Source organism: Pseudovibrio sp. Ad5, from assembly GCF_001623095.1.
GTDB lineage: Bacteria > Pseudomonadota > Alphaproteobacteria > Rhizobiales > Stappiaceae > Pseudovibrio.
The window spans coordinates 232,978-246,525 of the sequence record NZ_LMCH01000057.1; the positions used below are offsets into that span (position 1 = coordinate 232,978).

The 13,548-nt window shown below is 52.8% G+C and carries 13 protein-coding genes; 2 read left to right on the forward strand and 11 right to left on the reverse strand.

The features are described 5' to 3' along the window. Positions 1-6: 6 nt before the first annotated feature. From flhB to flgB, 6 genes are read right to left on the reverse strand one after another with little or no spacing between them, the layout of a single operon-like run. Positions 7-1,083 (reverse strand): flagellar biosynthesis protein FlhB, encoded by a 1,077-nt coding sequence (flhB, locus tag PsAD5_RS15835; protein ID WP_057462611.1) that lies wholly within the window; start codon positions 1,081-1,083, stop codon positions 7-9. A gap of 11 nt (positions 1,084-1,094) precedes the next feature. Further along, entirely contained in the window at positions 1,095-1,868 is a 774-nt protein-coding gene (fliR, locus tag PsAD5_RS15840; RefSeq protein ID WP_063289596.1) for a flagellar biosynthetic protein FliR, read from the reverse strand. A 43-nt stretch (positions 1,869-1,911) separates the two neighbouring features. Continuing rightward, positions 1,912-2,178 carry a flagellar biosynthesis protein FliQ gene (fliQ, locus tag PsAD5_RS15845; protein ID WP_057462613.1) on the reverse strand — a complete coding sequence of 89 codons (267 nt, stop codon included), beginning with the start codon at positions 2,176-2,178 and terminating at the stop codon, positions 1,912-1,914. A gap of 57 nt (positions 2,179-2,235) precedes the next feature. After that, positions 2,236-2,544, reverse strand: coding sequence for a flagellar hook-basal body complex protein FliE (locus PsAD5_RS15850; protein ID WP_208860463.1), 309 nt, complete (start codon positions 2,542-2,544; stop codon positions 2,236-2,238). Between the two features lie 35 nt (positions 2,545-2,579). Continuing rightward, positions 2,580-3,005, reverse strand: coding sequence for a flagellar basal body rod protein FlgC (gene flgC, locus PsAD5_RS15855; protein WP_057462615.1), 426 nt, complete (start codon positions 3,003-3,005; stop codon positions 2,580-2,582). Between the two features lie 39 nt (positions 3,006-3,044). Beyond that, positions 3,045-3,452, reverse strand: a complete 408-nt coding sequence (flgB, locus tag PsAD5_RS15860; RefSeq protein WP_082827033.1) for a flagellar basal body rod protein FlgB — start codon at positions 3,450-3,452, stop codon at positions 3,045-3,047. Between the two features lie 445 nt (positions 3,453-3,897). Between flgB and PsAD5_RS15865 the strand changes: the two genes are divergently transcribed. Then, positions 3,898-5,313, forward strand: coding sequence for a flagellar biosynthetic protein FliO (locus PsAD5_RS15865; protein ID WP_063292777.1), 1,416 nt, complete (start codon positions 3,898-3,900; stop codon positions 5,311-5,313). 10 nt (positions 5,314-5,323) lie between these two features. Continuing rightward, on the forward strand, positions 5,324-6,085 hold the full coding sequence (fliP, locus tag PsAD5_RS15870) for a flagellar type III secretion system pore protein FliP (protein WP_082830714.1): 762 nt from the start codon (positions 5,324-5,326) through the stop codon (positions 6,083-6,085). An 84-nt stretch (positions 6,086-6,169) separates the two neighbouring features. Here the strand turns inward: fliP and PsAD5_RS15875 are convergent, their stop codons facing one another. From PsAD5_RS15875 to PsAD5_RS15895, 5 genes are all read right to left on the reverse strand, one after another. Next, positions 6,170-10,189 (reverse strand): hypothetical protein, encoded by a 4,020-nt coding sequence (locus PsAD5_RS15875; protein ID WP_208988639.1) that lies wholly within the window; start codon positions 10,187-10,189, stop codon positions 6,170-6,172. Between the two features lie 105 nt (positions 10,190-10,294). Beyond that, on the reverse strand, positions 10,295-10,993 hold the full coding sequence (locus PsAD5_RS15880) for a MotE family protein (RefSeq protein WP_063292778.1): 699 nt from the start codon (positions 10,991-10,993) through the stop codon (positions 10,295-10,297). Beyond that, positions 10,990-11,556 carry a DUF6468 domain-containing protein gene (locus PsAD5_RS15885; RefSeq protein WP_063292779.1) on the reverse strand — a complete coding sequence of 189 codons (567 nt, stop codon included), beginning with the start codon at positions 11,554-11,556 and terminating at the stop codon, positions 10,990-10,992. The genes PsAD5_RS15880 and PsAD5_RS15885 overlap by 4 nt, the downstream gene beginning before the upstream one ends. After that, the gene (gene fliM / locus PsAD5_RS15890; RefSeq protein WP_063289603.1) at positions 11,557-12,780 is read right to left on the reverse strand and encodes a flagellar motor switch protein FliM; all 1,224 of its coding nucleotides are present in this window, start codon (positions 12,778-12,780) and stop codon (positions 11,557-11,559) included. It abuts the gene before it with no gap. A gap of 12 nt (positions 12,781-12,792) precedes the next feature. Further along, entirely contained in the window at positions 12,793-13,290 is a 498-nt protein-coding gene (locus tag PsAD5_RS15895; RefSeq protein WP_063292780.1) for a flagellar basal body-associated FliL family protein, read from the reverse strand. Between the last annotated feature and the right edge of the window lie 258 nt (positions 13,291-13,548).

Consider the following 13,548-nt stretch of genomic DNA (forward strand, 5'->3'; position numbering starts at 1 on the left):
GTGCCGTTAAGACCGCCAGCTCTTCTTTTTACGCAGCTGCATGACATAACCAATCACCTTCGCAACCGCGGCGTAGTGCTCCTCAGGCACATAATCATTCAATTCTATCGTTGCATACAACGCACGTGCCAGCGGTGGGTTCTCCACGATCGGCACATCGGATTCCTTCGCAACCTCTCGTATGCGGAGCGCCAGTTCATCCACCCCAAGCGCAACACATTGCGGTGCTCCCATGCCCTCTTCGTAACTCAGGGCAACCGCGTAGTGGGTCGGGTTTGTAATAACAACCGTCGCATCCGGCACACTTGCCATCATTCTGTTGCGTGAACGCTGAAGGCGCAACTCTCGAATTTTGGCTTTAATCTTGGGATCACCCTCAGATTGCTTGTATTCCTCTTTCACTTCCTGCTGGGTCATCTTTTGCTTTTCGAACCATTTTTTCCGTTGCCACACCAAATCGGCTCCGGCAACAACAGTCATAAGCGCAAGAATTGCTCCAATCACCATAATAGCAAGTTCGCGGACCTCCTCCAGCACAAGGCCCGTTTCTCTGAACACCACAGTATCCAGACGGTCTCTTTCCGGCCACAGCACCAGAAAGACAACCACAGCAACCGCGATGATCTTTACGAGCCCTTTCAGAAAGTTCGCAAGACTGTCTTTAGAGAACAACCTCTTCATTCCTGAAAGCGGCGAGATCTTGTTCAACTTCGGCTTCAACCGTTCAGCTGTCCAAAGTGGTTTGTGTTGAACCACATTGCCAACAACGGCGAGCACCAGAAGTGTGAGCAAAGGCAGTGCCACCACACCAAGTATTTCAGGCCCAGTTATTTCTAAAAGGAAAACAAGAGCACCCGGATCAACAGCAATCGTGTCTGCATGGGCAAAAAAGCCCTTTAAAATGGTAGAAATGCCCCCAACCATCGCAGGCGCGAGGAAAGAAATCACCAAAGCGGTCCCCAGCAACGAGAACCAGGCACTCACTTCCTGCGATTTCGGTATGTCCCCTTTCTCGAATGCATCATCGAGCCGTTTTTGGGTGGGGTCCTCGGTTTTCTCCGAATCGTCGGTATCTTCAGCCATCACATCCCTCGTTAATTCAGCAGGAACGGCTGAAGCGCATTTCGGAACTCCGTCAGGTAAAAACCCATCAGCGTTGAAAGCAGCAACAGGAAGATACCAAACCCGATCAGAATATTGACCGGCATGGCGATGAAGAAGATCTGCATCTGTGGCATCAGCTTATTCAGCAGGCCCAGACTGAAGTAAAACACGATCCCGACAACAATGAACGGCGCACCCATGCGAAGGGCAACAGAGAACATGTGCGACACCGTCGCAATCGCCTGCGCTGAGAGGTCCCCAACCGGCAACGGATTACCGGGAGGAAACAGCGTGAAACTGTCCTGCATGGCAGCAATCATCACATAATGCAGGTTGGTGACAAACACCATGCAGATGCCAAGCACGTTCAGAAAGTTGCCCATCAGCGCGCCTTGTTGACCAGAGTTCGTCGCATCACCGCCCATCGCAAAGGCAAGACCCGACTGGTTGGCCATGATCGTACCAGCAGTAGAAAGGGCGTAGGAAATCAGCTTCATCGACAGACCGATGAAGAACCCCACCAAAAGCTCCCCGCCCAGCAAACCCAGCAGACGTGGCAGACTGCTCATGGCATCTGGCGGATAAAGATCAGCATTGATGGGCGCTAGCACGTAAGTCATCAAAAGCGCGATGGTCAGGCGGACACGGACTGGAATGAAGGATTCGCCAAAGGCGGGCACGAGCATAAACATTGTGCCGATGCGCGCAAACATCAGCAGGAAACCCATAACGATCACCGGTAGAAAATCCAGATTGACCGTCACAAATTTGCCCCCAGAATGCGCGCCGCCCTGCGCTGTATCTCGCTCAATATCCGGAGATAATCAACCCGGCAATGCGGTTTGTAAAAGAATTCATCAACTCCCCCATGAAAGGAAGTGTCACGAGCAACGCAATAAAGATACTCAGGATCTTAGGAACAAACACCAGCGTCTGTTCCTGAATTTGTGTCAGCGCCTGAAACAGCGCTACAATCACACCAACCAGAAGCCCGATAAGCATCACAGGAGACGACACCAGAATAAGCGTCCATATGCCCTCGCTGGCAATATCCAGCACTTCTGCTCCGCTCATCCTGCTTTAACCACCCTCTCGCTCATCACCTTGGCACTGACACATATAGCCAAGCTGTTAGATTGGCATCCGCATAATTTCTTCATACGCAGAAATAACGCGGTCACGAACCGAAACAACGGTCTCCAGAGCAAGCTCAGTCTCGGCAACCGCTGTCACCACATCCACCACATTGGCTTTGCCCTGCAACAGGTTAAGGGACTGCACGTCAGCAACCTGACCACCCTCATTGATCTCGCTGATCGCAGACTGCACCATATTGCCAAAAGCACCGCTTTTGTCACCGCTCTCACTGGCAGCTTCAAGTGGATTGCTCAGTTTTGCTGTGTTTGCATAAGCACTTGCAGCAATAGAAGCATTAGACATGATTGTATCTCCTTCCGGTATCAGCCAACCGGTCATCAACCTCTAAGAATATCGAGCGTTTTCTGCATCATGGAACGTGAAGACTTCACCACATTCAGGTTCGCTTCATAAGAGCGGGTCGCTTCCTGCATATCCGCCATCTCAACCAGCGTACTCACATTCGGCATCTTCACGTAGCCTTTGTCATTCGCAGCCGGGTGGTCCGGTTCATACCGAAGCTTGAACTCGCTCTGGTCTTCACGCACCTTGCCAAGCTTCACCAGCTCAGCTTCCACCTTGCTGTCAAAACTGTTTGTGAATGTGGGAACCTTGCGGCGATACGGATCCTCACCCGGTGTCTGGCCGGTGGAATCAGCGTTGGCAATGTTCTCTGCGATCACCCGCATGCGACCTGTCTGAGCCTTCAGCCCGGACGCCGCAATAAACATCGACTTAATAAAATCCATGGGTTCCTCCCACATTAACCTCAGTGCTCATCACACCAAGGCAACTGCTCTCACTCATCGTCTCAGCGCGGTCTTGAACATGCCAAGGCTGCGCGTATAAAGGCTTGTTGCTGTCTGATAGTCGATCTGGTTCTCGGCGATCTTCATCATCTGCTCTTCAAGAACCACACTGTTGCCGTCTGGAGTTCTTTCAAAGCTGGAAGCCTTGCTTACTTTCGTCCCGACACCAGCGCTGATCCCGCCACTTGTAATGTGCCCGGCATTTGTCGCCACAGGACGCAACGCACCAGATCCAGCCTCGGCCTGGACCATGTCACCAAAGCTCAGATCCTTCAGGTCCTTGCTGCGGTAACCAGGCGTATCTGCATTGGCAACATTTTCAGCCAGTACACCCTGACGTTGTTGGTGCCATTGCATCTTTTGGCGCAACGCCTGAAACATCGGAAGATCAGTTAAGGCCATCTGACAGCACAACCTATGAGAACAGATTTGGTAAATTAAACTAGGTAGAAAGTGCCTAGGCAATGGTTAACAAAAAGTTAACATTAAGGTTCTATTAATATTTACGCACCGAAGAATCCTTAAAAAGCAGAGCACTACCGAAATTCCGAGCACATCAGAGCACTGAAAAGAATCATGGGCTTTAGCACCTATTAAGAATTGTGGCCTGAGAAGTGGAAAATTTTGCCGAGCCAGCAAAATTCACCCGTCCAAAAGTGCAATTTCGTGATTTTCGCGTAAAAACTCGGGTAACGCCACCAACTTCATCCCTGTGAACTGTTCATTCTACATAAACTATAGGTTACAAATGCGCGCATGAGTTAATGCGGGGATTCGTACCCCAATTCCGGGCTGTTTTATCAAAAGAGCAGTCCGCTGAATGCTGAATACGAGTTGAGGAACATTCATGCCTGACTGGCTGGCCCAAACCACTGGTATGTCGCAGGGAAGCGCACAGCTTCTTGCTGTCGTACTGGCGATGTTGATTATCGCGGTTCTCATCGCGGTCTGCATTCCGCTTTTGAAGCGCTTAGCAAGAACCAGTTACAAGGGGTCGCGAAGTCGCCAACCTCGTCTTGCAATCATGGATGCGACCGATATCGACGCGCGGCGCAGATTACTGCTTGTCCGCCGAGACAATGTTGAGCACCTCATCATGATCGGGGGCGCTAATGACGTTGTTGTTGAGCAAGGCATCATTCGTGGCATGCCGGTCTCGGCCCCGCCTCGCGGACAGATGTTTACAGGCAATGGGCAAGTCGGCACCACACCGGCATCACCAGAACAAACGCCCTCTTCAGAAGAACCAACAGCACGCCTGAACTGGGGTGAAGACACCGCACCAGTAACGGCAGAGGTCAAACCTGCACCTGCAAGTCGCCCTGTTCCAAAGCAGCAGCCTGAAGTAAAGGCACCTGTACAACCTGTAGCGACAGCACCTGCCCCGGCGCCAGCAGCAATCAAAGAAAAAGTTGTTGCAGTGCCTCAGGCAGCGCCAATTCCTCAAGCTGCAGCAGCAGGGCACATGGCATCTGCGCGTCCGGTAAGACCAGCTGCTTTGCAGACGCCAACCATTGGCGGCGCACGCGGCGTTCAAAAAGTAGCGGCACGCCCAATAACAGCACGCCCGTCTCCAGCTCGTCCAGCCTCACCACGCTCACTCAGCCCCTCTCAGCCAAGCCCAGCCGTGAAGCAGGCGGAGCCGATCGCACCAGTAGCAGAGAAACCTGCAGAAAAGTCTGCGCCTAAACCGGAAGCGCCACAGCCAGAAGCACCGGCAGCATCCAAGCCTATTCCAAAAGCGGCAATGAAACCGCCTTTGAACGGTCCGGCAGCGAACGCAGCAAGTGCTTTCATGCGCCCTCGGGTAACTGAGACGCCAGCCAAAGTGCAGGAAGAGAAGAAAGACGCGCCAAAACCTGAGGCTGCTGCCGAAAAGCCTGTCGCAAAAGCTGAAGCTGCTGCTGAAAAGCCTGCGCTGAAGCCAGAAGAGACAAAAGCTGACGCAGCACCAGCAGCTATTCCAGCTGAAAAAGCAGAGGCAACGCCAACACCTGCTGCAGAGCAGAAGCCCGAGCCAGCCAAGGCAAAGGAAAAAGCCGCCAGCAAAGCAAAAGCCAAGAAGCCAGCTAAGCCGGAAAAGGCACCTGAAGCTGAGAAACCAGCAAAGCAGGAAGTGAAGGCAGAAAAGCCGGTAGCTTCCGAAGCTGCTCCTAAAAAAGCAGAGAAAACATCACCTAAAGATGATCCCAGCGAAGCTGTAGATGGCATCGCAAAGGAAATGGCAGACCTGCTAGATGACATTGAGGCCAACACAAAATAATTTAGCAGGAATGGTGAAAGCAAAGCTGAGCGAAAACAAAGGCCGATTGGGGCTTTTGGGTTTCGCTCTCTTGCTTTTCTGGTTCGGTCCTGCTGCTGCTCAAAGCATTTCAATTGATTTTGGAGGCGGAGAAGGCAACTCGGTAACAGAGCGTGCTGTTCAGCTGGTCATGCTGCTCACAGTGCTCTCACTGGCACCGAGCATCCTGATTATGGTGACAAGCTTCACACGTATCGTTGTGGTTCTTTCACTGCTCCGCTCTGCAATCGGGCTTCAGACTGCACCACCAAATGCGGTCATGTTATCCCTTGCCATGTTCCTGACAGCCTTCGTCATGGCCCCAGCCTTTGAAACTGCATGGGATCTGGGCGCAAAGCCCATGATTGAAGGCACCATCGACCCGCAAGAAGCATTCAATCGGGCATCCGAACCCTTTCACGAGTTCATGCGTCAACAAGTACGCGAAACTGATCTCCTGCTCTTTCAGGAACTCGCAAAGGCCCCTGCCCCGGAAACTCCTGAAGAGCTGAGCCTGCGCGTTCTCGTACCAGCCTTCATGATCAGCGAGTTGCGCCGCGCCTTTGAAATCGGCTTCCTGCTCTATCTGCCATTCCTCATCATCGATCTCGTGATTGCATCAGTCCTGATGTCCATGGGTATGATGATGCTGCCGCCAATCGTGATCTCGCTGCCATTCAAACTCATCTTCTTTGTGCTCGTAGACGGCTGGCAACTGATCGCAGGCAGCCTGGTCCGAAGTTTCGGCGGTTAGCCTCTTCCCCGATCAGTCAGACACCAAACAAAAACACCGCATGAAAGGTCATGCGGTGTTAAAACTGCTTCACGACGAGGCTGCTTATGCAGATCCCTCTTTGGTATCTTCGGGATAGAGGAAAGCTTCCTCAGTCGGAATAATCGGCGTCGCTGAGAGGTATTGGCGTCTGTACTCCTCAAGGAAGGACACCAGACTATCCCCGCCACCAATCGACTTGGCAACATTCAGGAACTCAACGCCGCGGTCATCAATGGGCCGCGTCACAATCTCAAATGTTTCAGCCTGCGGAGACTCGCTCATTTTCTGCGAGTATTTCTGCCGCAGCCGCTCAAGACCTAAGCTATCTTCAGCCAGCGTATAGGCAATCGCCGCGCGGATGACATCAACACGCTCATGGTCGGCAAGCGGCACTTCATCAGACCAGCGACTGCCGTTCATCTGTTCCAGCTGCTCACCAGCCTTCCGCCAGGATCGTGCCGACCAAAGCGTATCAGCCCGCAAACGATCCACGTCAGAGCCAGACATGTTACGCACCAGCTCCAGAGCAAGATCAGGACGCCCGCTCTCACTCAGAGCACGCGCCTCAACAATGTTTCGCTGGCGCTGCAAAGCAGCCGGCAATTGCCCCTGACGCGTTTGCGAAAGCACCCGCAGCGCTTCTTCCGGCTTCCGGTTCAGCAGATAAACAACAGCCAGATCAGCAGCGATCTGCGCCCGCGCAGCACCTTTCAGACGCTTGTCGATCTGATGTCGCAAAACAGAAGCAGCCTGATCCAGCAGGTCCATATCAATCAGACGGCTGGCCAACATCCGCGCCATCTCATCACCTTGACGGCCAGCTGGCACCAACTCTCGGAAATCATAAAACAGCGCAAGCGCCTTCACAGGCTCCAGAGCTTGCGCCCTGCCTTCAAGGAACAGTGTCGCAAAGACAGACCCCATTTCCTGCTGAATGTTCGAGGTGATTTCCGCGCCTGCATCAGATTGCACAGCCTGAGACATCGCCTCAAAGGCCCGGCGGTAATTACCTTCCTGCGCATGCAGCTGAGCCATCAGCCGCAGTGTCTTCAGTTCAGTTTCATCACCACGCCACGACGCAGCAAGCCCCTCCAGCTCAGAAAGAGCTTCATCCGCATCAATCAAACCATCCCGATACCGCAGCTTCACACTCAGGAACTTGGCTTCAGCAGCCTCCGGTCCATCACTGGAGCGCACCACCAGGTCATACACGTCCAGTGCTTCCTGTGAGCGGCCAGAAGCATCGGCAATCCGCCCGCGCAACAAGTCATACTGAATGGCCTGCTCTTCATTCACATCAGAAGGCTCAATCTGCGACAAAGCCCCCAGCGCCCGGCCATAGTTCCCAAGAGCCAGATGCGTCTTGGCAGCCGCAAGGTTGAAGTACACCTGCAACATCACCGGATAATTGGCCATAACAGCCAGCCCGCGCCCAAGATTTGCATGAGCGCCCTGCCAGTCCCCCAGCGAGGAATGCGCAAAGGTCCGCCACACCGCAGCATCAGGGCTGCTGGCAAGTTCAGGAGCAGCAAGATACTCGAGCGCCTCACCCGGTCGCGACGCCAACATCTGCGCAGCGCCCATCATCACGTTGAAGGTGGCATCTTTCTCGATGAGAGGATCATCCTCTTCCATGATCCGCAAGGTGCCAATAGCTTCCTGCGCAAATCCACTGGAGAGGAAAAACCGCGCCATATCCAGACGTGGACCACTCAACTGCTCCGGATCAGCCTTCGCAATCGCATCCTCATGCGCCCGAAGGCCTTGCATGTAATCCTCAGGCTTTTGCTGGTCCAGCTGCGCAAATTCAATTAGGCCCGGCTGTGTCGGGTCCTTAACATGAGCGCCAATCGTCGTACCTTTGGAAAGACCACGATTCGAAATCTTCAATCCGTCAGGTCTGGAGATCACAAGATCTTCACCCGACAACTCAACATCAATCCCATCTGCACTCGGAACCACAGCAAGTCCCTGAGAGCTGCGCAGAATCTGTACCTGAGGGAATCGGTGCGATTTCAAAATGCCACGAACAGGCGCAGGACCGCTGACCACATAAATCCGGTCGCCGACGCTTTTGTCAGTTAGCACATGCAACCGCCCACTTGCTCCAAACGGCAAACGCAGAACATTCGAGCCATCACCCTGCACATTCCGCTCAACATCAACCGGATCAGTCTTTGTCGAGATCGACGGCCCCAAAGTGATCGCCCAGGCGTCATCCTGATACTCGATAGAAATCAACGTGGTCCGCTTCAGGTCAAACCGCAGCACCTGCGCGCCATCAACTTCATCAAGCTCCACCTTGCGCGCAAGATCACTCAAAACGGCTGGAATACCGCGCCCGTCCAGATGCTCCTCACTGTCGAACACCGCCCAGACTTTTTCATCACGGCGGAAAACAGCAGCACCAACCTCGTTCTCAAACGGAAACACCAGACGAACGGTGTCACCAATGCGATATGTCTCAACGCCAACAACACGCGCTGCAGCGTCGTTCTCTTCCTGAATAATTGTTTCAGCAGAAGCACGACGCGCAATCGGCAACTCCTCGTCTGCATCAGCAACAACAGCTGCAGCAGCCGGCACAGCATCAGCGCCCGCGCCTTGTTCAGATGCAAGCGTCACTGGTATCGAGGTCTGCCCACCTGCATTCACAACCTCGGCAATGAGATCGGTTTCCAGAATGCTCTCAGCAACAGGTGCCACATCAGTTTCAGGCGCAGGCTCAGGTTTCACACGGCGAACAGGTTGCGCCTTTACAACAACAGCTTCAACGGGCTCTGGCTCTTTGCCAACCTCAGCCTGCAAGTCTTCTTCCGAAGGCTTTGATAGAGGAATGTCAGCTGGAGCAGGCCGATCTACCGGATCACCAATGCGTTCCAATTCCGGCTTCGCAACTGGCAACGGCATCTGCGGAAAATCAAGGCCATCATTCACGCTGGTTTGAGCAGTCTGAACAGGTTGAGGCGTCGGAAACAGACTGCCCGGAGCAGCAACCCGAGCCTGATCAACAGCAGCAGACACGGCAGGTGCAATTGCAGCCGGTGCATTTGCTGCGGGCGCCGCATCTTTATTACCAAGCGTGTTTATGACATTCGAAGCGCCTTGCGGCACATCTCCATCGCCAAAAAGCTCATCGCGAACTTCAGAAACCCGAGGATCCAACTGGCCGATGTCTTCAGGCGTGACATCAACAATAAGCTGCTTCCCCTCCTGAAAAGATCGCACATCAACACTCGGATCAACAATCATGTTGAAGATCAGATCATTGTCACGGGTTTGCGAGCCAACATCCAGCACAGTACCCGGTAGACTTGCTTTAAACTGAGACAGATCCAGATCAGCAGCCTGATCAAACTTGACACGAATATTGTTTCCGTTGCGCTCAAACGCACTGCCAACCTTCACATTCCAATCGAAGATCAGGCGCGTAAATGTTGGATGTGTCCCAATCCGCAGCTTGACCTTGATCTCCTGATCTTCAAGCGCGTTCGCTTCTTCCAACACACGAATACGCTCAAGCGCTTCCGCAGCCCGTCGGGCAAGCTCATCAACCACATCCTGAGGTAAGGACGGAGGCCGGCCCTCGTAATTGGCAGGAAGCAGGTCGATAAAGAGCTTCTCGCCAGCTTCCATACTGTTGATGTTAACCGGCTGCCGCAATGCAAAACGCAGCGCAGCACCATCAGGATCAGCACGGGCAATGGAGATGTAGTCCATCAATGCTTCCGGCACATCATCAACATCCGCTGCAATGCCATCGGGAAAGGAGATACGCAGGACACTGGTGGAAATGGAAGCTTCATAAGGCGGCAACAACGAGCGATCCGGGAACGTGATTACCATTCGGGCAAAATTACCGGTGTCTTCAACCTCAAGAACAGCAGAAGCTGGCTCGGCCCAGGCACTTAAAACACTGCCCCCTAAAGCAGTTGTAGCGAGCATGAAGGAGACAAGCCAAGCCTTACCCTTTACCCTCACAATGCGTGCTCCATGCAATGCACGGCGCGGCACAAAAGGTAAAGTGGCGCGCAGAACGGAACGCTTCTGCTTATCTTTAAGGTCGCCCCCAAATTCGCCCATGCCTGAGTCTTACTCCTAAAATTAATTAGGTATCTGTAACAATTGGCTATTAACGCAAGCTTACAGACTCCTGAGCCAAGAGCGAAAAACCGCCAATTTGCTCAGTTAATTCCCCTGAATCTTCGGAAGAATTGTGGAAGTCGTCTTCACATTGCGGCTCTCGCCTGCTGCCAGTGCAATTGTCAGCTGCTCCGCCATTTCCGGATCCATCTCAGAAAGCACATCCGCCATCTTCCGCGGCTGCATCTCCTTCACCACCTTCAGCATGATGTCCAGGTCCAGACGATTGAAGATCCGTGCTGCATTCTTGGCCTTCATGCTTTCATAGATCTTCACCAGATCCAGAATCTCTTCCGCAGCCTGCTTTTCCTTGCGCTCAACTTCAGAATCAATCTTCGCTTCAAGTGCCTTAAGTTCCTGAAAACGCTTATTCAAACGCGCTTCAGCAGCTGCAAGAACCTGCTCGCGAAGCTCCAGATCACTTTCACGCTGGTTCAGCACATCGCGGCGATTGCCAAGACTATTGAGAACGGCAAGTTCAGAAACGGAGTTCGTTGGAACACCACTTTCTTTCACACCACTTGTATTTTGAGCGATCTGGATCTTCCGTGCGCCGGATGGATTGGGAAGAACGTTTGGAGTAGCAGGTGCCTCTTCCTCAGCCTTCGCCACTTCCGACTGCTGCGCATCGGCAACCCGAACAGCACCAATTGGATAAGTATCACCTAGAAACAAACCAAGCAGTTTCAAAACCAGTAGGGCGCTACCAGCAAATACGACAATCGGAAGGAGCCTTAGTTTCATGCTACGCGGTCCTGCGCTTGTCTACGGAAGCGCTCAAGGCGCGCAGCTGATTCATTTGCAGCTTCACGAATGTCACGGGTCACAGAGCGGGTCGCAGCTTTAGGGGCTGGAGCGCTGCGTGTTTCAGCCGGATGCATTGTTTCCTGTTCCGCAATGATCCCGGCAGCAAGTCCCTCCGCTGCGGTTTCATAAGTGCGGGACATTGGAGCTGCTGGTGCGGCCACACGGGTATCACGATCAGCAAGTGCACGATCTGCAACACCGCCAATGCGGTCGAGCACATCTTCACCGGCTCCTAACTGATTAGTCAGTTTGCGGGAAACCGCCTCAGCTTCACCCAGACGCACACCAAGAGTACGGTCTGCATTTCCGCAGGTGGACTTGAGACCCATGATCGCACGCTCTGCAATTTCAGTCGCTGTAATCAGCTCAGAAATGGTTGCGCGCAAGGACTCTTCGTCGGAGCGGAGACGACTTAGGCGACGGTTAAGTGTCCAGCAATACCCAATGGTAATCACAAGAAGAACCGCAACGATGCATTCAATAATAAGACCTAGGGACATCTAGTTTGTCTCCAGTTCGCTTTGCAGGGACTTTTCAAAAGCGGCGAGCGTCATTTTCGGTTGCTTCAGCTTCTTTGAAATTTCGATGGAAATTCGGTCATCAACATGGCCCATAAGGCCCTCTGTCAAAGCCACTCCCCCGCATTTCACCTGAACAGGATCACGAGGGCCGGTATCAAACAGCAAGGTCTGACCAACTTCCAGATTCAACACCCGCTGGAGCGGGATGGTGTTTTCATAAAGGACAGCATCTACCTGCACTTCTGAGGAATAAACCTCAGTGGCAAGGTGCTCTTCCCAAATAGGATCACGCCCGAACTTCTCACCCATGAACATCTGCAGAAGCAGTTCACGGATTGGTTCAAGGGTCGCGTAAGGCAGCACAATCTCAACTTTACCGCCGCGATCTTCCATATCGATGCGCAGCTCAACCATAATGGCAGCATTCGCAGGACGGGAGATCGCAGCAAAGCGTGGGTTCGTTTCCAAACGCTCAAGCGGGAAACTCACAGGGGACAACGGTCCAAAAGCCTGCTCAGCATCCAGCAGGATAATCTCAATCATCCGGCGCACCAGATTGCTCTCAATCGTGGTGTATGGCCGCCCTTCAACGCGTGTAGGTGAAGACCCACGGCCACCACCAAGCAACACATCAATGATGGAATAGATCAGAGAGCTCTCAACGGTAACAAGCCCAAAGCCATCCCATTCCTTGGCCTTGAACACGCCAAGGATCGCTGGCAGAGGAATGGAGTTGAGATAATCGCCAAAACGCACATTGGTCATGGAGTCCAAGGAGACTTCAACATTGTCCGATGTGAAATTACGCAGAGATGTCGTCGTGAGACGTACGAGACGGTCAAACACGATCTCCAGCATCGGCAGGCGCTCATAAGACACCATTGCCGAATTGATCAGCGCACGAATACCACCTTCATCACCAGCCAGAGACCCATCCAGCGTAAAGCCCAGCAGGTTATCGATCTCTTCCTGATTCAGAATACGGTCCGCACCACGAGACGCGCTCTCTACATCCGGTTCGCTGTCGTCGATCATCGCAGCCCATTGAGCTGCGGCCTCTTCACCGCCTTCTACGCCTTGCTCCTGAAGCGCAGCGCCCCAGGCCGCGGCAAGATCCTCATCACTGTCACCACCCTCAGCTTCAGAAAGAGCGGTGTCCCAGGCATCATCCATATTTTCAGGGAGAGTATCGGTATCTGACATATGCCGCCCCCCCTACTGGATCAGGATCTCTTTAAAGAGAACCCCTTCAACCTTGGCTGGATAGATTGCAGAGTTGATGCGGCGCAGAAGTTGCTCCTTCAAGCGGAACAGTCCGGCAGATCCTTCCAGATCAGCAGGGCGCAACTCACGCAGATAAATCTGGAAAGCATCAAGAATGCGCGGAAGATAAGGCTCCACCTGAGAAACCATGCTGTCGCTCTCAACTTCAAGAGCAATGCGAACTTTCAGGTAGGTCGTGCGGCCTTGGGTAGAAAGGTTCACCGTCATTTCTGGCAGATCGTAAAAAACGACAGGCTTGGTTTGGATCTGCTCAACAGTGCCATCCGCCCGCTTGACAGTGGCTGTGTTACCCAGATTGATCCAGTCCATTACATATGCACCGCCCACACCAAGGGTTAACAGCAAGACGCCAGCAATCGCTCCTATAACGATCTTGCGTTTGCCGGACTTGCCGTCATCCTCAGTATTTTGCAGTTCCGCATCTGCCATTTTTGCGTCCCGGTGAATCGCAATTAAAAGTTTAGTAACTAATAATGCAACCTAGTTGGTTAACACTGATTACCGAATGGTTAATACGTCATTACTAAGCAATTTTTGCCCACTAGGAAATTAAAGTAGGCATATTTTATCAAATACTTAACAGATAATTTGCGCTTCCCTCCATCAAAACAGCAGAATTCAGCCAAAGTTTCAAACTGGCACAACTCCTGCAAGAACCTTGGCGCTGCGGGTCTGGGGAGACCTGTT